Source organism: Pseudomonas sp. NPDC089534 (assembly GCF_044749305.1).
Taxonomy (GTDB): domain Bacteria; phylum Pseudomonadota; class Gammaproteobacteria; order Pseudomonadales; family Pseudomonadaceae; genus Aquipseudomonas; species Aquipseudomonas ekonensis.
Map to the genome: position 1 here is coordinate 44,664 of NZ_JBIVHR010000007.1, position 19,012 is coordinate 63,675.

Annotated in this window: 16 protein-coding genes and 2 riboswitches; of the genes, 6 read left to right on the top strand and 10 right to left on the bottom strand. The window is 66.8% G+C overall.

Features of this window, described 5'->3' with window-relative positions:
- The first annotated feature begins 54 nt into the window (after positions 1–54).
- Entirely contained in the window at positions 55–639 is a 585-nt protein-coding gene (gene nfuA / locus ACIP0B_RS03500) for a Fe-S biogenesis protein NfuA (RefSeq protein WP_085586164.1), read from the top strand.
- A 154-nt stretch (positions 640–793) separates the two neighbouring features.
- Here the strand turns inward: nfuA and cobM are convergent, their stop codons facing one another.
- The 10 genes from cobM to ACIP0B_RS03550 form a co-directional block, all read right to left on the bottom strand.
- Positions 794–1,540, bottom strand: coding sequence for a precorrin-4 C(11)-methyltransferase (gene cobM / locus ACIP0B_RS03505; RefSeq protein WP_400829819.1), 747 nt, complete (start codon positions 1,538–1,540; stop codon positions 794–796).
- 90 nt (positions 1,541–1,630) lie between these two features.
- Positions 1,631–2,044 (bottom strand): cobalamin biosynthesis protein, encoded by a 414-nt coding sequence (locus ACIP0B_RS03510; RefSeq protein ID WP_400829820.1) that lies wholly within the window; start codon positions 2,042–2,044, stop codon positions 1,631–1,633.
- On the bottom strand, positions 2,041–2,742 hold the full coding sequence (locus tag ACIP0B_RS03515; RefSeq protein WP_400829822.1) for a CbtA family protein: 702 nt from the start codon (positions 2,740–2,742) through the stop codon (positions 2,041–2,043). The genes ACIP0B_RS03510 and ACIP0B_RS03515 overlap by 4 nt, the downstream gene beginning before the upstream one ends.
- Positions 2,743–2,753: 11 nt before the next feature.
- Positions 2,754–2,951 carry a CbtB domain-containing protein gene (locus ACIP0B_RS03520; RefSeq protein ID WP_400829823.1) on the bottom strand — a complete coding sequence of 66 codons (198 nt, stop codon included), beginning with the start codon at positions 2,949–2,951 and terminating at the stop codon, positions 2,754–2,756.
- A gap of 118 nt (positions 2,952–3,069) precedes the next feature.
- Positions 3,070–3,290: riboswitch (cobalamin riboswitch) on the bottom strand.
- Positions 3,291–3,324: 34 nt separating this feature from the next.
- Positions 3,325–3,651, bottom strand: a complete 327-nt coding sequence (locus ACIP0B_RS03525) for an AzlD domain-containing protein (protein WP_400829825.1) — start codon at positions 3,649–3,651, stop codon at positions 3,325–3,327.
- Positions 3,638–4,336 (bottom strand): AzlC family ABC transporter permease, encoded by a 699-nt coding sequence (locus tag ACIP0B_RS03530; protein ID WP_400829827.1) that lies wholly within the window; start codon positions 4,334–4,336, stop codon positions 3,638–3,640. The genes ACIP0B_RS03525 and ACIP0B_RS03530 overlap by 14 nt, the downstream gene beginning before the upstream one ends.
- Positions 4,326–5,243, bottom strand: a complete 918-nt coding sequence (locus ACIP0B_RS03535; RefSeq protein WP_400829828.1) for a sugar phosphate isomerase/epimerase family protein — start codon at positions 5,241–5,243, stop codon at positions 4,326–4,328. The genes ACIP0B_RS03530 and ACIP0B_RS03535 overlap by 11 nt, the downstream gene beginning before the upstream one ends.
- Positions 5,240–7,660, bottom strand: coding sequence for an acetyl-CoA carboxylase biotin carboxylase subunit family protein (locus tag ACIP0B_RS03540; protein WP_400829830.1), 2,421 nt, complete (start codon positions 7,658–7,660; stop codon positions 5,240–5,242). The genes ACIP0B_RS03535 and ACIP0B_RS03540 overlap by 4 nt, the downstream gene beginning before the upstream one ends.
- The gene (locus ACIP0B_RS03545) at positions 7,657–8,937 is read right to left on the bottom strand and encodes a hypothetical protein (RefSeq protein ID WP_400829832.1); all 1,281 of its coding nucleotides are present in this window, start codon (positions 8,935–8,937) and stop codon (positions 7,657–7,659) included. The genes ACIP0B_RS03540 and ACIP0B_RS03545 overlap by 4 nt, the downstream gene beginning before the upstream one ends.
- Positions 8,937–9,689, bottom strand: coding sequence for a 2OG-Fe dioxygenase family protein (locus ACIP0B_RS03550; protein WP_400829834.1), 753 nt, complete (start codon positions 9,687–9,689; stop codon positions 8,937–8,939). Before ACIP0B_RS03550 ends, ACIP0B_RS03545 begins: the two co-directional genes overlap by 1 nt.
- A 347-nt stretch (positions 9,690–10,036) precedes the next feature.
- Positions 10,037–10,251, top strand: a riboswitch (cobalamin riboswitch).
- A 98-nt stretch (positions 10,252–10,349) separates the two neighbouring features.
- Here ACIP0B_RS03550 and cobW point away from each other — a divergent pair.
- From cobW to ACIP0B_RS03575, 5 genes are all read left to right on the top strand, one after another.
- Positions 10,350–11,417 carry a cobalamin biosynthesis protein CobW gene (gene cobW / locus ACIP0B_RS03555; RefSeq protein ID WP_400829835.1) on the top strand — a complete coding sequence of 356 codons (1,068 nt, stop codon included), beginning with the start codon at positions 10,350–10,352 and terminating at the stop codon, positions 11,415–11,417.
- 3 nt (positions 11,418–11,420) lie between these two features.
- Positions 11,421–15,239, top strand: a complete 3,819-nt coding sequence (cobN, locus tag ACIP0B_RS03560; protein WP_400829837.1) for a cobaltochelatase subunit CobN — start codon at positions 11,421–11,423, stop codon at positions 15,237–15,239.
- 127 nt (positions 15,240–15,366) lie between these two features.
- Entirely contained in the window at positions 15,367–16,368 is a 1,002-nt protein-coding gene (locus ACIP0B_RS03565; protein ID WP_400829839.1) for an ATP-binding protein, read from the top strand.
- A complete protein-coding gene (locus ACIP0B_RS03570; RefSeq protein WP_400829841.1) occupies positions 16,293–17,033 on the top strand; it encodes a VWA domain-containing protein in 741 nt (246 codons plus the stop codon). The genes ACIP0B_RS03565 and ACIP0B_RS03570 overlap by 76 nt, the downstream gene beginning before the upstream one ends.
- A gap of 331 nt (positions 17,034–17,364) precedes the next feature.
- A complete protein-coding gene (locus ACIP0B_RS03575) occupies positions 17,365–19,011 on the top strand; it encodes a phospholipase D-like domain-containing protein (RefSeq protein WP_400829842.1) in 1,647 nt (548 codons plus the stop codon).
- Position 19,012 lies beyond the last annotated feature (1 nt).

Sequence of the window (19,012 nt, forward strand, 5' to 3'; positions counted from 1 at the left end):
TTTGTCCCGGGCTCCGATTGGCGTAAACTCCGCCCAAGCCTGCGAGGAGTTTCCATGACCGCTATCACCATCACCGACGCCGCCCACGATTATCTGGCTGATCTGCTTTCCAAGCAGAACACCCCGGGCATCGGCATCCGCATCTTCATCACCCAGCCTGGCACCCAGTACGCCGAAACCTGCATTGCCTACTGCAAGCCGGGCGAAGAGAAACCCGAAGACAAGGCGCTGGGGCTCAAGAGCTTCACCGCCTACATCGATTCGTTCAGCGAAGCGTTCCTCGACGATGCCGTCGTCGACTACGCGACCGACCGCATGGGCGGCCAGCTGACCATCAAGGCACCGAACGCCAAGGTGCCGATGGTCAACGAAGACAGCCCGATCAACGAACGCATCAACTACTACCTGCAAACCGAGATCAATCCGGGTCTGGCCAGCCACGGCGGCCAGGTCAGCCTGATCGACGTGGTCGACGACGGCATCGCCGTGCTGCAGTTCGGCGGCGGCTGCCAGGGCTGCGGCCAGGCGGACGTGACCTTGAAGGAAGGCATCGAGCGCACCCTGCTCGAGCGCATTCCGGAGCTCAAGGGCGTTCGCGACGTGACCGACCACACGCAGAAAGAAAACGCCTACTACTGAGTCAGGCTACGCCCCCTGTGGCGAGGGAGCTTGCTCCCGCTCGGCTGCGAAGCAGCCGCAACCCGGCCAGCGCATTTTACCGTGATGAATGCGCTGGCCGGTGTTGGGATCGCTGTGCGATCCAGCGGGAGCAAGCTCCCTCGCCACAGTCGTTTCAGGGTCTGTAGAGGTGCGCATGCCCTGCACGGTACAGCGACGATTCGCTGAAGTGGTCGCTGCCCAGCACCCGCCCCACGATGATCAGCGCCGTGCGCCGAAAGCCCTTGGCGGCCACTTTGACGGCGATGTCCTCCAGCGTCCCCACCACCCAGTCCTGATCCGGCCAGCTCGCCCGGTGAACCACGGCGATCGGGCAGTCCTTGCCGTAATGCGGCAGCAGTTCGCCGACGATCTTTTCCAGATGGTTGACCCCCAGATGGATGGCCATGGTCGCGCCGTGCTGCGCCAGGCTGCCCAGTTCCTCTCCGGCCGGCATTGCGGTCTTGTCCGCGTAGCGGGTCAGGATCACGCTCTGCGACACGTCCGGCAGGGTCAACTCGGCCTCCAGCAGTGCGGCGCACGCCGCGGTGGCGGTCACGCCGGGCACGATCTCGAACGGAATGTTCAGCTCGCGCAGCCAGCGGATCTGTTCGCCGATGGCGCCGTACAGGCTCGGGTCGCCGGAATGCACCCGGGCGACGTCCTGGCCGTTGGCGTGGGCGGTCTTGATCAGGTCGATGATCTGTTCCAGGTGCAGTTCGGCGCTGTTGACCACGCTGTCGGCCCGATGCCCCTCCAGCACCGCCGCCGGCACGAGCGAGCCTGCGTAGATGATCACCGGGCAGCTGCGGATCAGCCGTTGGCCCTTGACGGTGATCAGTTCCGGATCGCCGGGGCCGGCGCCGATGAAGTAGACGGTCATTGTTCCATCCTGAAAAAAGGAGCGGTGCGGGGCGTCACGAGCGTCCCGCATGAACGGCGCTCATGATCGAAAGCGGGGATTATCGGGAATTCAGGCCGCGCCGGCCAATGCCAGTGTGGCCTGGGCGTACTTCTGCCGCGGAATCAGCAGTTTCGCCGGTGCCTGGTTCAACTGTTCGGCCAGCGCCAGCGCTGCGCTTTCCGCCACGCCGTAGCAGCCGGTGCGCTCGAAGGCGATCTGCGAGTGATGGCTCAGGCGCGGCCGGTAGCCGGCCAGTTCCTCGCTGCTGAAGTACAGCAAGGGCAGCGCCAGTTGCGTGGCCAGTTCCCGCAGGCCGGGTTCGTCGCGCTTGAGGTCGATGCTGGCCAGCGCCTTGACCGCCGCCAGCTCGATGCGATGGGCCTGCAAGGCCTGTTCGAGCAGCGCGAGCAGCGTCTCGGCCGGGCAGCCGCGCTGGCAGCCCAGGCCGACCACGAGGGTCGGCGCTGCGCCGTCGGCGGTCATGCGTGGTACTGGCCTTCGCTCTTGCGGCGGAACAACCAGGCGCTGATCAGGCCCAGGGCCAGCCAGAACGCGACGTTGGTCAGCTGCGAAGCGATCTTGAATTGCGCCTCAAGCGCCTCGGGGGCGAGCATCGAGTGCACCTCCGGTTGCGGTGCGCCGATCACATGGGGCACGGCCAGGATGGCGGCGCCGAGGATCTTCATCAGCCAGTGGCGGCTGAAGGCGATCAGGGCCAGGCCGACGGCGGTGGAGGCTGCGGTGCCGATCCACCACATCTGCCGCGAGGCCAGGTCCGCGGCGGCGGTGCCGGGCAGTTCGGGCGGCAGGCCCAGGGTCGGCGCCAGCACGAAGGTGGCGTAGCCGGCCAGGCCCCAGAGCAGACCCTGGGAGGTCTTGGTCGGTGTGCGCAGGGTGTAGAGGCCGGCCAGCATCAGGGCGAAGCCCACGGCCACCACCAGGTTGCCGCCGGTGGTCGACAGCACGCGCTGCCAGCCGTCTTCCGGCTCCCAGGCTTCGGCGTCATGGGTGTGGGCCGGGGTGCCGGCGGCGTGTTCGTGGACTTCGGCGACCGGTTCGGCCTTCTCGTAGGTCTCGGCCTGCAGAATCAGCGGGGAGACCCAAAAGCTTTGCAGCAGGGTGAGCAGCAGGGCGGCCAGCAGGCCGGTGAACCCGGCGGTCCGGGCAATGCGCTTGATCATGTCGGCAGGTCTCAGTGGCACGGGAACGCGGCGCTGTGGCGGGTATCGTGGGCGGCGTTGTGCACCGCTTCGATGTGCGAGAACCCGGCGAAGTAGACGAGGCAGGCCCCCAGGATCGACGCGCAGACGGCGGCGGTCAGGCGTTGGCTCAGGGTGGTGGTGCCGGCGGGGCTCTTGTCAGTGCTGCCGGTGCTGGTGATGATCGACATGGCGCTTCCCTCTGTGGTGTCAGCGGGTGAATAGAGCGCATGGAAACCCTGCGGGACGGGCACGCAGGGTTCGAACAGCGCCCGCCCACCGCGGGTTTGTTATGTTCAGCGGCGCAGGTGCGCGCTGTGCGTTGCGGGCCGGTCTCCGGGCTCGCGAGGGGTTGGCGTCGGCCGACCTGCAAGCGTCACCTTCCCATGCCGCAGGCACAGTGGATCTGACGCTTCGCTCGCTTACCGTTGCGGGGGCAGCACCGGACTGACATGGCCTTAGAGTAAAGCACATGATTCACCGGTTTCCCGTTTCACCCTGTGAAGGGCACCCGTAACAAGTTGTGTAGGAGAGCATGGGCGCACGATCCGAGTCAATCGACGGCTAACGCAGGGCCAGCAGAACGTAGGCGCCCAGCGCGATCAGAAAGGCGTAGTAGGACTTCATGCGCGTCAGGCCCAGCAGCCAGGCCAGCGCCACGGGCCCGATCCACAGGTGCGCCGACGGCTGCTGGCCGGCCAACGGCTGCAGCGAGCCGGCCAGCAGGCTGATCAGCATCGCGACGGAGGTGTATTTGCCCAACCGGTCGATGAACGCCCGGGCTCCGCCGGACAAACGTTCGACCTCCACCGCCAGCGGCAACAGCCGGCAGGCGGCCGACACCAGCGCGCAAATCAGCACGTACAGCCAGAAAACACTAGGTTCGGTCATAGGCGTAACTCGTCAGGACAGTGACCGCGAGCACCGCCATCAGGCTGATGTCGCCCAGCCACAGCAGGCTGGCCGCGGCGGCGAGCCCGGCGATCCATTGCGCGTGCAGGCTGTGCCGGTCGCGGGCCATCTTGCCCAGCGAAGCGCTGATGAAAATGGCGATCACCACGCTGACATGCTCCATCAGCCCGTTGTCGGCCAGGCTGGCGAAGCCGTAGCCGGCGGCGGTGCCGAGCAGGGCGGCGGCGTACAGCGCAAAGCACACGGTATTGGCGTAGGGGCGGCTGACCGGCCCTTGTTCCTTGCGGATCGACATCAGGGTGAAGGCCGCGTTGGCCATCACCGCCAAGGCAGGGACAAAGGACCTGACGGAGCCTTTGAGGCTGGATTTGAGGCTCAGGGTGAAGACCAGAAAGCGCAGGTTGATGCTCAGCGCCGAGACCAGCACCCCGAATGCGTTCAGCAGGTGCGCCGGCGTCTCCAGCAACGTCAGTTGCAACGGCGAGGCCATCACCGTGCCGCTGAACACCACCATCGACGGCAGGTCCAGGCCGTGGCGCCGGCCGAGCATGCCGATCAGGGTGAAGGTCAGCAGCAGCGAGAACACGAACGGCAACGCATCGCGCAGGCCGGTCGTGATCTCGCTGTGGGCTGCCGGTTCCGCCAGCGCGGACTCAGCGGGCATGGGCGCTCCGCCGTGCGCCCGCCAGCAGGTCCTCGACGCCGTCCTTGTAGGCCAGCGCCTTCTCCAGGTAGTACTCGGTGGAGAAGCGCGGGATGAACTCCTCGACCACTGCCACGCCGCGGTAACCGTTGACGGCAAAGCGGTTGAGCACATCGCTCAGGCGCAGGTTGCCTTCACCGATGGGCAGGTGCTGGTGGTGGGTGTCGTTGAGGTCGGCGATGTGCAGGTGGCGGGTCACCGGGGCCAGCTCGGCGATGGCCTGGAACAGGCTTTCGCCGTAGGGCATCAGCGAGCACAGGTGCGTCACGTCGATGGTCACGAAGCAGCCGGTCTCGCGATTGAAGCGCAAGTGCTCGCCGACGCTGAACACCGGGAACTTCGGCCGCTGGCCGCCCATGTTCTCCAGGCACAGGTCGATGCCGCGGGTGTCGACGCGCTGTTTGACTTCGTTGATCGCCACGATCAGGTTGTCCAGCAGTTCGGTGTTCTCCAACTGGTCCTTGTAGCCCGGATGGAACGTCACGCTGGTGGCGCCGGCCAGGCGCGAGAAGTCCACGGCGGCGCTCAGGCAGTCCACCGCCTGGCCCCGTTCGACCGGATCGGGCGAGCACAGGTTGTACTGGCGGCCCCACCAGCCGGCATGCACCGTCAGGGTGATGCCGTTCTGCTCGGTGAAGGCGCGAACCTGCCGTGCCAGTTCGTTGCGCGCCTGAACGCTCAGCGACCAGAACACGGTTTCGGCGTCCTCGCCGATCTCGAACTCCACGGCCCTGAAATGCCTGGACAGATCGGTGATCGACCCGAGGATGTCCGCCGGGTTGTCGTACACGTTGGTGGAGAAGGAGATCAGCGGGAAGTTCGGGCTGATCGGGCCGTCGATGTGGAACAGGGTCTCTTGGGTGCTCATTGCGCCAGTCCTTGGGTGGTGAAACGAGGGTGGGAGATCGCGGCGCCGAAGACGTTCGGGTCGTCCTCGGCGGCGCAGGCCAGCAGCACGTAGCCGTGCCGGTCGGCGGAGCGGCGGATGGGCCGGCCGAACTTGCCCTGGTCGAGCGTTGCGCGCAGGGCGAAGGGGTGGCGCAGCAGTTGATCGCGCAGGCGTTCGGGGTCGGTCGTGCCGTCGGTTTCGATGTAGCGGATCGCCATTTGCACGAACGCCTGCTCCGGGGCCGGCAGGTCGGTGCCGGTCATCGCCGCGAGGGTGCTGGCCGCCAGGTGCACGCCGGTGGTCTTCCAGACCATCTCCCAGATCTGGTCGCCGCCGAAGCGGGTCTGGGTTTCGATGAAGTGCAGGCGCGTGCCGTCGAGCTTGACCTCGGTGTGCGCCGGCCCCCAGCGGTTGCCCATGCGTTCGAGCAGCCACAGCACCGCGTCTTCGATCAGCGTGCGGCTGGCCTCGTCCAGCGCGGCAGGAAAGTCATGGCCGGTCTCGACATAACCCGGTGCGCCGCTGGTGTGCTTGCGGGTGATGCCGAGGATCCGGTGGCGGCCGTCGAGGCTCAGGGATTCCACGCTGTATTCGTCGCCGCCGGCGAACGCTTCGATCAGGTTGTGCCCTTGCAGCGGCAGGTCGTCGACGTCTTCGGGCCGGCTGACCGCGTAGACCCCCTGGCTGCCCGAGCCGCTGACCGGTTTGACGATCGACGCGCCGTGGCGCTCGACGAAGGCGCGCACGTCCTCGCGGCTGTCCGCCGCTGCGCAGTGCAGTTCGTACGGGCTGCCTTGCAGGAGCCTTCGGAACAGCAGCTTGTCGCGGCTGACCTCGACGCTGCGCACGCTGTTGTGCGGGATGCCCAGCCGTTCGCCCAGCAGCGAGGCCGGCAGCAGGCCCAGTTCGGAGAACGACACCACGGCGTCGAACGGCCGTTGACGGTGCAGGCGCTCGACCGTGTCGCCGTAGCCGGCCAGGTCCGCGATGTTGGGCGTCAGCACCAGCGCCGCATGCTCGCGCTGATAGTCCGACAACTGGTCGGGTTGCTGCACCAGGGTGAAATGGAAGCGGTGCGCGGTGTCCCAGTCCAGTCCCGAATCCCGCCCGCCGATCAGCAGGACACGTTTGGCAGGCTCCAGGTCGGCGCGCTCGCCATAGACATCGATGTCGGTGACCGCCAGCAGCGATTCGCGCAGCCGGGCCGTGTCGGGCTGGCGGAACTCGACGTACAGGTAGTTCTGGAACCCGTTGCTGGCCGGGCCGATGGCGTCGCCCGGCGCGGCGTAGGCGTACCAGCGCTGGAAGCCCGGCAGGCTACGCAGGCGCTGGGCGTGATGGAGGCCGTCGTAGGTGCGGATCGTCCGGGCGAAGGGCGTGGCGATTCCGAACGGTTGCGGGACGTCGCTGGGCTGAGGCAGTGCTTCGCCGGACAGGGCACGGTGATAGCAGACATCCAGCGGCAGTTGCCACGCCTGGCGGATCACGTGGATCCGGCTGCCGCCGGGCCGCGCGCCGACCTCCAGGATCCTCGGTCCGCGTGCGGTGAGGATGAACTCGACATGGGCGAACGTGCCCTTGAGGCCGAGGGCCTGCACGGCGTCGTGGGCCAAGCGGTGGCATCGCGCTTTGAGCGACGCATCCGGTTCGAGGGTCGAGGGCGTGTAGCGGGCGAAGTGGTGGAAGTCGTCCCGGCCGATGTCGACCCCGGCGATCACATCAACGATGGGAAAGCTGCTGATGTTGCCGTCGGGACCGATGGCGCAATCGATCGAATGGTTGGAGCCGTGCAGGTATTCCTCCAGCAGCAGTTGGTCGGTTTCCCGCTGCTTGCCGGCGACGTAGCGTTGCAGCGCCGGCCATTCGCGGCGGCTGTAGTCCAGCAACTCCTGGCGGTCGCGGATGCAGCGCACGAACAGGCTGCTGTACAGGTTCGCAGGCTTCAGGACGAACGGGTAGGGCAGCGCATCCGGTGCGGCGAGCAGTTCGTCGATGCCCGTTTCGCGGGAGATCACGTGCAGGTCGGGATTGGCGGACGCCTGGAAACGCTCGCGCTGCAGCACCTTGTCCAGCGTGTGCTCGACGTTGCGGTGCAGATGGGCCAGGGCCGGCACCGCCGCGCACAGGCGGCCCGTGACGGCGACATAGCCTTCACGGAAGTTCAGCACGCTGGTGAACCCGTGCTCATCCAGCAGTCGCTGGGTCAGGTCGATCAGTTCCGGGGTCAGGCCCTTGGAAAAGTCGTAACGGGCCACCGGCGGCACCCTGGCCGCGTCGGCGATCTTGCTGGTGGCGCGGCTGTCGGCGATCAGCAGCGGCGTGATGCCTTCGGCGATCAAGCCTTCGTATTCGCCGTCGCGGATGTTGCCGACAATCAGGCAAGCGGCTGCGCTCATCGGCAGGACTCCTCGTCGAAACTGTAGTGAACCCGGTTCAACCGGTGACAGATGTGGGCCAGGCGGATCCGGTCGGCGGCGTTGACGCTGTCCGTCAGCACGTTGCGGATGATGTGGGCGAGGGCGTCCAGGTCTTCGCCGGTGATCCCCAGGCGGGTGATTTCCTGCACACCGAAACGCAGGCAGTCGCGCCCGTCGATGCGTTTGTTGTTGACCCGTATCCCCAGCTCGTTGAGCTGTTGCGCCGCGTGCTGGCTGAAGGTGCCTTCGAGCAGCAACATATGGGTGTCGGTGGCGTGCGCCGTCCAGCCCGGCAGCCCGGTCAGCGCATCGTGCAACTGGCGGGCGTTGGCGCACATGCGTTCGGCATAGGCCTGGCCGTAGCGTTCCATCTCCATCAGGGTGACGAACAGTTGCAGCAGGCCGGGCAGGTTGGGGGAGGACACCAGCGCGCCCCCGACGTTGTGCTCGATCTGCCGGGCCAGGTCGGCGCGTCGGCAGACGATCAGCGCCCGGTGCGGGCCCGGCAGGGATTTGTGGGTGTTGCCCTGGAGGATGTCCGCGCCTTCGTCGAGCGGGTTGGGATAGGCCTGGCCGGCGATCAGCCCCAGCGTGTGGGAGGCGTCGCAGATGATCAGCGTGCGGTCGAGGCCGCGCCGGTTGAGCAGCTTGCGCAGTGGCCTGACGGCGATCGCCCGGGTGGTCAGGCCATGGTCGAGCAGCACGGCGGCCGGCGGTTGCCCGAGCGTCTGAAGGTGCGCATCGAAGGCGTCGAGATCGATCTGGCCGTCCGTGCCGAGCCCGAAAAACACGCTCTGCCGGCCGATCTTCTGCACCAGCGGTCCGGTGGCGAAATGGCCGCCGCTTTCGGGCGCCAGGGACATCACGATGTCCGCCGGGACGGTCAGCGCCGCCAGCACGCTCAAGGTGCAGTGGACGCCGGACAGCACGCGGTACTCGACGAACTCGGCGTTGAACATCGTCTGGGCGGCGCGGGTCGCGAGCGCCTTCAGCGTTTCGACCTCGGGGAAGTGTTCGACCTGCATCCCGCCGAACTCGGCGGCGTAGCGATGGCCCGCAATCGGCCGGACGTTGAACAGGTAACGGTCGTAATGGCGGTTTTGCCCCAATGCCCGGGCCGTGTCGGACAACACATTTTCATTGGCGGTCAGGGACACTGTCGAAGTTCGGCGCGTCAGGGCCTCTTCGAACTGTTCGATAATGAAACTGTGCGCGCTGGGCGCAACGGAGGGCACTGCATAAGTTGAATGGTTCATTAGTAATCCGCCAGGTCGAAGTCGATGATCAACATGTCGCGAGTGCTGCGATTAGAACTAATGCCTAACTTCTGCAGAGGGGAAACTTCGTGCAGAAGTATTCGGTCATTCAATACGACGGTTTCCAGGTAGTTCGTCAAAGTTGCGCTGAAAACATTGTCGCCGTTTTCGTTGAATATCCGGCTTTCGCCGCCGATCACATGCTGGCGCTGGATCAGGTGCTGAAAGACGAAATCGTGGCCGTCGCGGTGACGGCCTTCGGGGGTGGCCTGGCCTTCGCGGGTTTCGTCGCACAGGATGCGGAACTGATGGCAGGTCACCAGCCAGTCGCGGTGGCCGACCGCCAGGTCCATCAGCGCCAGGTCCGCCGCCAGCAGGCTGCGCAGCACGGGCGATCCGGTGAAGGCCGGCTCGCTGTGCGCATAGGTGCGCTGGACGCCGCCCAGCAGCGGGTTGTGGGACTGGGCCTGGAAGAAATGGCAGTCGTCGAGGGCCGTCCAGTGGCGTTCCCGCTGGCGGTACTCGAACTTGCAGATGCGCCGCTCGCGGCGGCCGTTCTCTGCGTTCAGGTAGGTGTCCGGCGGCAGGTTGTCCCAGGTGCGGTCGAAGGCGCGGCAGGCTTCGCGGCCCAATGACGCCACCTGAGCGGCCGGAAAATCGGTGCTGTCGGCGTAGTGGTCGTTGCGCAGCCGCTCAGACAGTTCGAACAGCACGGCACTGCCCGGCTGCCCGATGGCGCTACCGGCACTCATGGCGCAGGCACGCAGGCGGGTTTCAGAGGAATAGACAGGCGCGGACACTGACGATAATCAGGCATGCAAGAATTCCTTTCTTATGAAATACATATTCCTTATGTGGCTTTATGGTTCATTTCCTGTTTTGAATTATCAATTCTGTTTTTGTAAAGATATGTAATTCTGCTGTTCGGGCGCTCTAGTCCGAGGGAAAGCGGAGCGTAGGAAAAGTTTCTGTTTTGTGAACTTGTAGGAAATAACTTACGTTGAACTTTTTAAATGAGAAAGGGTCGCGGCCAATATATGAATAAATAAAGTCTATATAGCGATAATGCACCAGACATTGACCCGCCTGCCGACCATGCGTAGCCTTGCGCTTTCGAGGTTCTTCGGCGGCTGCCGAAGCTAAGAAGGGAACGCGGTCCAAGCCGCGGCTGCCCCCGCAACTGTGAACGGCGATGTTCGCTGCCATGCCACTGCAAGCCTGCTACAACAGGGCCGCGGGAAGGCGCAGCGGATGCCAGGCCCAAAGGCCGGCACGCCGTCAGCCAGGAGACCTGCCTCGACACAGATTCTCACTACAACCGGGCGGGGTGATCCGGTGGCGAACGCTCCCGGCACGCAAGTGCGTCGCCGGCTCTCGTCCCGCATGCCCGCCACCTCGCCAAAGGGCATCCGATGAAAACACTGGCCAAACTCCCCGTCACCATCGTCACCGGCTTCCTCGGCTCGGGCAAGACCACCCTGCTGCGGCACATGCTCGACAACGCCCAGGGCCGCCGCATCGCGGTGATCGTCAACGAGTTCGGCGAGCTGGGCATCGACGGCGAAATCCTCAAGCAATGCACCATCGGCTGCACCGAAGAAGAAGCCACCGGCCGCGTCTACGAACTGGCCAACGGCTGCCTGTGCTGCACGGTGCAGGAAGAGTTCTTCCCGGTGATGCGCGAGCTGGTGGCCCGTCGCGGCGACCTCGACCACATCCTGATCGAAACCTCCGGCCTGGCGCTGCCCAAACCGCTGGTGCAGGCCTTCCAGTGGCCGGAAATCCGCAACGCCTGCACCGTCGACGCGGTGATCACCGTGGTCGACAGCCCGGCCGTGGCCGCCGGCACGTTCGCCGCGTTCCCGGACCAGGTCGACGCCCAGCGCAAGCTCGACCCGAACCTGGACCACGAATCGCCTCTGCATGAGCTGTTCGCCGATCAACTGGCCAGCGCCGACCTCGTCATCCTCAACAAGGCCGACCAGGCCAGCGCCGAGGATCTGGCCCGCGTGCGCCTGGAAGTCGCCGAAGAGCTGCCGCCGGCGGTCAAGATCGTCGAAGCCAGCAACGGCCGCCTGCCGCTGGACGTGCTGATCGGCCTGGGCGCCGGTTCCGAGGAGCACATCGACGGACGCCACAGCCATCACGACCATCACCACGACGGCGATGACCACGACGACCACGATCACGACGCCTTCGATTCGATTTCCATCGAACTGCCGCAAGCCGACGAAAGCCTGCTGCTCGACGCCTTGACCCAACTGGTGGTTCAGCACGGCATCCTGCGGGTCAAGGGCTTCGCGGCGATCCCGAACAAGCCGATGCGTCTGCTGATCCAGGGCGTGGGCACCCGGTTCGACAAGCACTTCGACCGCCAGTGGGGCGCAGAAGAGGCGCGCATCACCCGTCTGGTGCTGATCGGCCAGAAACTGGACGCCGCCCAGCTCGAAGCGCAACTGCGCGCCGCGCTCAGCGTGTAAGCCATGCACCTGCTCAGGACCCAGCCCGGCGGTTTCGTGTCGGATGACAACATTGCCGACCTTGGACAGACCCCCGCCGAACTGGTGATCCTGTGCAGCGGCGACTCCAGCCTGGCGCTGCTCGCCGAAGCGGCGCAGCAGCTGCCCGACGACTATCCGAGCCTGCGCCTGGCCAACCCGATGCAGGTGCAGAACCACGCGTCGGTCGACCTGTACGTCGACGAAGTGCTGCGCCATGCCAAGGTCATTCTGATTTCCCTGCACGGCGGCATCGCCTATTGGCGTTACGGCGTCGAGCGTCTGGTGGAACTGGCCGGGCGCGGGGTGCAGGTGATCCTGGTGCCGGGCGACGACCGGCCCGACCCGGAGCTGAGCGGCCTGAGCACCGTCGGCGCCGAGGACCGCGACCGGCTCTGGCAATTCCTGCGCCAGGGCGGCCTGGGCAACGCGCTGGACTTCTTCCGTTGCCTGGCCAACCGCTGGCTGGATCGCCCCTACGCCTGGGGCGAACCGCAGGCCTTGCCGCGCACCGCGATCTATCACCCGCACAAAAGCACCGCCGCCCTGGGCGACTGGCAGGCCGATTGGCAAGCCGGCCGTCCGGTGGCGGCGGTGCTGTTCTACCGCTCGCACTTGCAGGCGGCCAACACGGCGTTCATCGATGTGTTCTGCCAGCGTTTGCAGGCGGCGGGGCTCAACCCGCTGCCCATCGCGGTGGCGAGCCTGAAGGAGCCGGGCTGCCTGGCGGTGGTCGAGGACTGGCTGGACGAAACCGAAACCGGCGTGATCCTCAACACCACCGGGTTCGCCCAGTCGAGCCCGGAAGCGCCGCACCTGCGGCCGTTCCGCCGCGACATCCCGGTGATCCAGGCCATCTGCGCCCAGGACAACGAACCCGGCTGGCGCGCCAGCGAGCAGGGCCTGGGCCCGCGGGACCTGGCGATGCACATCGCCTTGCCGGAGCTGGACGGGCGGATCATCAGCCGGCCGATCAGCTTCAAGGACCTGGCCTGGCGCAGCGAGCGCAGCCAGTCGGACGTCGTCTGCTACCGGGCGCAACCGGAACGCATGGATTTCGTCGCCGAACTGGCGCGGCGCTGGGCTGACCTGGCCCGTGTGCCGAACCGCGAAAAGCGCGTGGCGCTGATCCTGGCCAACTACCCGACCCGGGACGGGCGCATCGGCAACGGCGTCGGTCTGGATACGCCGGCGGCGGCGCTGAACATACTCCGGGCGCTTCATCAGAACGGCTATCCGCTGCCCGCCGAACTCCCGGCCAGCGGCACCGACTTGATCCGCCAGTTGCTCGGCGGCGTCAGCAACGACCTGGACACCCTCGACCAACGCCCCTGCCAGCAAAGCCTGGGCATGGACGAGTACCTGGCGATGTTCGACGCCTTGCCCGACGCCAACCGCGCGGCGGTGCTGGAGCGCTGGGGCACGCCGCAGCAAGACCCGATGTGCCGCGACAACCGCATGATGGTCGCCGGCCTGCGCTTCGGCCTGACCTTCGTCGGCATCCAGCCGGCACGGGGTTATCAGGTCGATCCGAGCGCGGTGTACCACGACCCGGACCTGGTGCCGCCCCACGGCTACCTGGCGTTCTATTTCTGGCTGCGCCGCACTTACGGCGCCCATGCGCTGATCCACGTCGGCAAGCACGGCAACCTCGAATGGCTGCCGGGCAAAGGCGTGGGGCTGTCCGACCAGTGCTGGCCGGACGCATTGCTCGGGCCTTTGCCGAACATCTATCCGTTCATCGTCAACGACCCGGGCGAGGGCGCCCAGGCCAAGCGCCGCACCCAGGCGGTGATCATCGACCACCTGATGCCGCCGCTGACCCGCGCCGAAACCTACGGCCCGCTGCGCAACCTGGAGTTGCTGGCGGACGAGTATTACGAAGCGCAACTGCTCGACCCGCGCCGCGCCCGCGAGCTGCAGCGCGACATCCTGCAACTGGTGCGCGAGACGCAGATCGACCGGGAACTGCAACTGGACGCCGCGCTCGACAGCGATGCGGATGCGGCGGTATGGCTGCCGCGTCTGGACACCTACCTGTGCGACCTTAAGGAATCGCAGATCCGCGATGGCCTGCACGTGTTCGGCGAGTCGCCCACCGGACCGCTGCGCACCGACACGTTGCTGGCCTTGCTGCGCATTCCGCGGGGCGACGGCAAGGGCGCGCAGTCGAGCCTGCTGCGGGCGCTGGCCAAAGCGTTCGGGCTGGGTTTCGACCCGTTGGATTGCGCATTGGCCGAACCGTGGGCGGGGCCGCGTCCGGATGAACTGCAAGCGGTCAGTGACGACGCCTGGCGCACCTGCGGCGACACCCGCGAACGCCTGGAACTGTTCGCCGCCCAGTTGATCGCCTCGACGACGACGTCCCCCGGTGGGAGCGGTGTGTCCGTGGAACGCAATGCTGAAGGCTCAACCGATTCACATCCAAAGGAACCTCGCTGGGCGCCGGTCAATGAGATCCTGGCGAACCTGCGCGAGGTCATTGCTCCGCGCCTGGACGCCTGTGGTCCTGCGGAGATGCGCGGCCTGCTCGATGCCCTGGACGGTCGCTTCGTGCCCGCCGGCCCCAGCGGCGCGCCGAGCCGCGGCCGCCTCGATGTGCTGCCCACCGGGCGCAACTTCTATTCGGTGGACGTGCGCAACCTGCCGACCACCACCGCGTGGCGCATCGGCTTCCAGTCCGCCAGCCTGATCCTTGAGCGGCACTTGCAGGATCACGGCGACCATCTGCGCCAGATCGGCCTGTCGGTGTGGGGCACGGCGACCATGCGCACCGGCGGCGACGACATCGCCCAGGCCATGGCGCTGATGGGCGTGCGTCCGGTGTGGGCCACCGGCAGCCAGCGGGTGGACGATTTCGAGATCCTGCCGCTGAGCCTGCTCGACCGGCCCCGGGTCGACGTGACGCTGCGGGTGTCCGGGTTCTTCCGCGATGCCTTCGCCAACCTGATCCGCCTGTTCGACGCCGCCGTGCAGGCGGTGGCCGAACTGGACGAGCCGGACGACCTCAACCCGCTGGCCGCCAAGGTGCGCGCCGAACGTGAAGCGCTGGTGCAGTCGGGGCTGGACGAAGACGCCGCCCGGCGCCAGGCCGGTTGGCGGATCTTCGGCGCCAAGCCCGGTGCCTATGGCGCGGGCGTGCAGGGCGCCATCGATGCGCGGCTGTGGCAGACCCGCGAGGATCTGGCCGAGGTCTACCTGAACTGGGGTGCCTATGCCTACGGCGGCGCGGACGAAGGCACCGCCGCCCGTGACCGTTTCGCCCGGCGCCTGAGCCAGGTGCAGGCGGTGCTGCACAACCAGGACAACCGCGAACACGACCTGCTCGATTCCAACGACTACTACCAGTTCCAGGGCGGCATGCTCGCGGCGGTGGAAAGCCTGCGCGGCGAGGCCGCCGCCAGCTATCACGGCGACCACAGCCAGCCAGACCTGCCGAAGATCCGCACGCTCAAGGAAGAGCTCAACCGGGTGATCCGTTCCCGGGCGGCCAATCCGAAATGGATCGACGGGGTCAAGCGGCACGGCTATAAAGGCGCGTTCGAACTGGCGGCGACCGTGGACAACCTGTTCGCCTTCGATGCCACCACGCAACTGATCGACGACCACCAGTACGCGTTGCTCGCCGACGCCTACCTGCTGGATCCGTCGACCCGCGAGTTCGTGCGCGAGCACAACCCCCATGCCCTGCGGGACATGACCGAGCGGATGCTGGAGGCGCAGCAGCGGGGGATGTGGCAGGATCCGGGCGCGTACCGCGAGGCGCTGGAGAACCTGTTGCTGGATATAGAAGAAGAGACCTGACCCATGCCCCTGTAGGAGCGAGCCTGCTCGCGATAGCCTTGCCCCAGAACTTGCCTGTTCCACCGTGATCGCGGGCAGGCTCGCTCCTACAGTTGCTTAAGGCCCGACCTTGATTGAGTACCGAACGATGACCGACACCTTCCATTTCCCCCTGTCCGCCGTGGTCGGCGCCGATGACCTGAAACTGGCCCTGTGCCTGACCGCCATCGACCCGAAGATCGGCGGCGTGCTGATCGAAGGCCCGCGGGGCATGGCCAAATCCACGCTGGCACGGGGGCTGGCTGACCTGCTCAACGGCGGTCAGTTCGTCACCTTGCCGCTGGGCGCCACCGAAGAGCGGCTGGTGGGCACGTTGGATCTGGACGCCGCGCTGGGTGAAGGCCGGGCGCAGTTTTCGCCGGGCGTGCTGGCCAAGGCCGACGGCGGCGTGCTGTACGTCGATGAAGTGAACCTGTTGCCCGACCACCTCGTGGACCTGCTGCTCGACGTGGCCGCCAGCGGCACCAACCTGATCGAGCGCGACGGCATCTCCCACCGCCACTCGGCGAAGTTCGTCCTGATCGGCACCATGAACCCGGAAGAGGGCGAACTGCGGCCGCAACTGCTCGACCGCTTCGGCCTCAACGTCGCCTTGGGCGGCCACACGGCGCCGGCCGAGCGCGGGCAGATCATCCGTCGCCGGCTCGATTTCGACAGCGACCCCGAAGGGTTCTGCGCGCACTGGGAAGGCGAGCAGCAAGCCCTGCGCGAGCGCTGCCGCAACGCCCGCGACAGGCTTGCGGACGTTCCGCTGGACGATGACGCCCTGGCGCAGATCACCGAGCGTTGCTTCGCCGCCGGCGTCGATGGCTTGCGGGCGGACCTGGTCTGGCTGCGGGCGGCCCGGGCCCATGCGGCCTGGCGCGGGGCCAGCGCGATCGACGGGCAGGACATCGACGCGGTGGCCGAATTCGCCTTGCGCCATCGCCGCCGCGAACACCCTTCGGCCCCTGCGCAGCCACCGGCGCATTCTCCGGCCGACAGCCAGGCCGACCGCCGCGAAGGGCAGGGCCAATGGGGCGAAATGCCCGCACCGGCGCAAGCCACCGGTGCCCGCCGCGAAGTGCCGCACTGGCCAAAAAAGCCCTAGGCATTCGCCCCCGGTCCGACGCGGGGGCGAATGCCAGACCCCGCGCCGGACGGCTGGACAACGGCAGGCAAGGCAAGCGCCACGCCGCCCGCAGCGGCTCGGTGAACTGGCCGGGCACCTTGCTCAACGGCCGGCCCCGGTGCCGGGCCGACCTGCTGTTGCAGATGCGCACCCGCACGGCCCATGAACTGTGGCTGGTGATCGTCGATGCGTCCGGCTCGACCCGCCGCCATCAGGCCCTGAGCGATGCCAAAGGGTTGCTCGCCCAGGTGTTCGACGACGCCTACCGGCAGCGCGCGCGCCTGGCGTTGCTCACCGCCAGCGGCGCAGCGCCGAAGTGGCAGGTGCAGGGGCTCAAGTCCGGCAGTGGCCTGCGGGCCTGGCTCGACGGCTTGGGGGCCGGCGGCGGCACGCCGCTGCTGGCGGCGCTCGGGGAGGCCGGGCAATGGCTGACGGTGCGCCGCCAGCGTTTCCCGGCGGAACGGCAACGGTTGCTGGTGGTGACGGACGGGCGGTTGAAGGATCTGGTAGGGCTGCCGGCACTGGCGTGCCCAGGCCTGCTGATCGACATCGAACGCGGGCCGATCCGCCTGGGCCGCGCCCGGCAGCTCGCGGCGGCGCTGGAAGCCGAATACCGGCACATCGATGAACTGCCCCTGAACTGACCCACCGCCATCGCCAGCAGGCTGGCTCCCACCAGGGATCACGGGTGTATGCAGAATCTGCGGCCACCCCAAAACCCTGTGGGAGCTGGCTTGCCAGCGATGAGGCCAGCACAGCCGACATCCCTGTTGCCTGACCCACCGCCATCGCCAGCAGGCTGGCTCCCACAGGGATCACGGGTGTATGCAGAATCTGCGGCCACCACAAAACCCTGTGGGAGCTTGCCTGCAAGCGATGAGGCCGGCACAGTCAGCATCGCTTTTGCCTGATCTGCCGCGTCAAACCCGCCGCGCTGCTCTATGCTCCACCCCAGTCCATCACAAGGAGTGAACCATGCGCGTACTGGTCGCCAACCCCCAGGACGATTTTCGCGTCAAGGCCTACGCCGGCACCAACGGCGTGCTGCTCGCCATGGACGTCGCCGAACCCCGGCGCAAGGGCCTGCTCGGTTTCGCCATCGAGAAGCAGCAGGGCGACAAGCCGTGGCTGTTCCTGTTCAACAGCCTGACCTTTCCCGGCAAGGCGCATACCCGGCCGGAGTTCCACGCCACCCCCAGCGACCTGGCCCCCCTGCAGAAATTCCGCTGGGCCGACTACGCCGTGAACCCCGGCATGACGATCCATTACCGCGTGCACCTGGCCTACGGCACGCCGGACGCCCCCGCGCTCGGCGAATCGCTGGAGCTGAGCATCCGCTCCGACGACGGCCACCCGGCCAATCAAGGCGTGATCTTCAACCGCGCCGTGGCGGCCAGCCAGGCCTTCCAGCGCAAGTTTCCCGACCTCGACGCGCAGATCAGCGCCAACCGCAACCTGCCCATCGAAGCCTGGCCCGACGCGGCGCGCCAATGGCTGGAGAACGGCCTGCTCGGGCGCTTGCAGGGGTTCATCCAGCGCGCCACCGACGGCCAGTGGGCGCTGGACATCGCGATCTACGAGTACCAGCTGCAAGCGATCATCGACACGGTGAACGCGGCGTTCGACCGCGGGGTGCAGGTGCGGGTGCTGTACCACGCCCGGCCCGACGACGAAGACACCACGATCAACCAAGCGAGCCTGGCGCACCTGCCAGAGGCCAGCAAGCGCGGGCGGGTCACCCACAACATCTTCCACAACAAGTTCATCGTCTTGAGCCGCCTCGATGCCGGCGGCGTGCGCCAGCCGCAGGCGGTGCTGTGCGGCAGCACCAACTTCACCGCCAACGGCGTCTACCGCCAGGCCAACGTGGTGCATGTGCTGGACGATCCGGCCATCGCCGCCAGCTACCTGCGCACCTTCGAGGAAATCTGGGCGACGCCCGCCGATGTCGGCGCCACCCGCGACTGGATCACCGACGTCAATCCGATGGATCCGGCCAAACCGCTGTTCGCCGGGTTTTCGCCGCGCACCGGCGGCGCCGACCTGCGCGAGTTCGTCGACATCATCAATGCGGCCAAAAAGGACGTGCTGTTCGTCACCGCGTTCGACTTGCCTGACTCGATCCTCAACGCGTTGCTCGGCCAGCCCCACGACGACATCCTGCGCTACGGCCTGCAGAACACCGCCAGCCGAATCACCGGCTTCCACGCCGACCGCACCGCCGAATTCGCCGCCACCGCACTGCTCAACACCGGCCTGGAAGGCTGGCTGCGGGAAAACATGAAAGGCCAGAAGGGCAACCTGCTGGTGCACACCAAAGCGGTGGTCACCGACTTCACCACCGACGCCCCGACCATCATCAGCGGCAGCCACAACCTCAGCACCTCGGCCAGCAACGGCAACGACGAAAACTTCCTGATCATCCGCGGCGACACCGACCTGGCGGACCGCTACGGCCTGGAACTGCTGCGCTTCTACGAGCATTACCGCTTCCGCTATTTCGCCAAGAAGCTGGATCTGAAGCAGGTGCAGCCGCTGACCCCGGATGACAGTTGGGCCGACAAGTATTACGCCGAAGGGGATTTGCGGCAGTTGTCGCGGTTGCGGTTTTCCGGGCGGTAGC

What these genes read in the sequence shown, in the direction of transcription:
- nfuA (WP_085586164.1), top strand. Translation starts at nt 55, where the DNA reads ATGACCGCTATCACCATCACCGACGCCGCCCACGATTATCTGGCTGAT.
- cobM (WP_400829819.1), bottom strand. Translation starts at nt 1,540, where the DNA reads ATGACCGTCTACTTCATCGGCGCCGGCCCCGGCGATCCGGAACTGATC.
- ACIP0B_RS03510 (WP_400829820.1), bottom strand. Translation starts at nt 2,044, where the DNA reads ATGACCGCCGACGGCGCAGCGCCGACCCTCGTGGTCGGCCTGGGCTGC.
- ACIP0B_RS03515 (WP_400829822.1), bottom strand. Translation starts at nt 2,742, where the DNA reads ATGATCAAGCGCATTGCCCGGACCGCCGGGTTCACCGGCCTGCTGGCC.
- ACIP0B_RS03520 (WP_400829823.1), bottom strand. Translation starts at nt 2,951, where the DNA reads ATGTCGATCATCACCAGCACCGGCAGCACTGACAAGAGCCCCGCCGGC.
- ACIP0B_RS03525 (WP_400829825.1), bottom strand. Translation starts at nt 3,651, where the DNA reads ATGACCGAACCTAGTGTTTTCTGGCTGTACGTGCTGATTTGCGCGCTG.
- ACIP0B_RS03530 (WP_400829827.1), bottom strand. Translation starts at nt 4,336, where the DNA reads ATGCCCGCTGAGTCCGCGCTGGCGGAACCGGCAGCCCACAGCGAGATC.
- ACIP0B_RS03535 (WP_400829828.1), bottom strand. Translation starts at nt 5,243, where the DNA reads ATGAGCACCCAAGAGACCCTGTTCCACATCGACGGCCCGATCAGCCCG.
- ACIP0B_RS03540 (WP_400829830.1), bottom strand. Translation starts at nt 7,660, where the DNA reads ATGAGCGCAGCCGCTTGCCTGATTGTCGGCAACATCCGCGACGGCGAA.
- ACIP0B_RS03545 (WP_400829832.1), bottom strand. Translation starts at nt 8,937, where the DNA reads ATGAACCATTCAACTTATGCAGTGCCCTCCGTTGCGCCCAGCGCGCAC.
- ACIP0B_RS03550 (WP_400829834.1), bottom strand. Translation starts at nt 9,689, where the DNA reads ATGAGTGCCGGTAGCGCCATCGGGCAGCCGGGCAGTGCCGTGCTGTTC.
- cobW (WP_400829835.1), top strand. Translation starts at nt 10,350, where the DNA reads ATGAAAACACTGGCCAAACTCCCCGTCACCATCGTCACCGGCTTCCTC.
- cobN (WP_400829837.1), top strand. Translation starts at nt 11,421, where the DNA reads ATGCACCTGCTCAGGACCCAGCCCGGCGGTTTCGTGTCGGATGACAAC.
- ACIP0B_RS03565 (WP_400829839.1), top strand. Translation starts at nt 15,367, where the DNA reads ATGACCGACACCTTCCATTTCCCCCTGTCCGCCGTGGTCGGCGCCGAT.
- ACIP0B_RS03570 (WP_400829841.1), top strand. Translation starts at nt 16,293, where the DNA reads ATGGGGCGAAATGCCCGCACCGGCGCAAGCCACCGGTGCCCGCCGCGA.
- ACIP0B_RS03575 (WP_400829842.1), top strand. Translation starts at nt 17,365, where the DNA reads ATGCGCGTACTGGTCGCCAACCCCCAGGACGATTTTCGCGTCAAGGCC.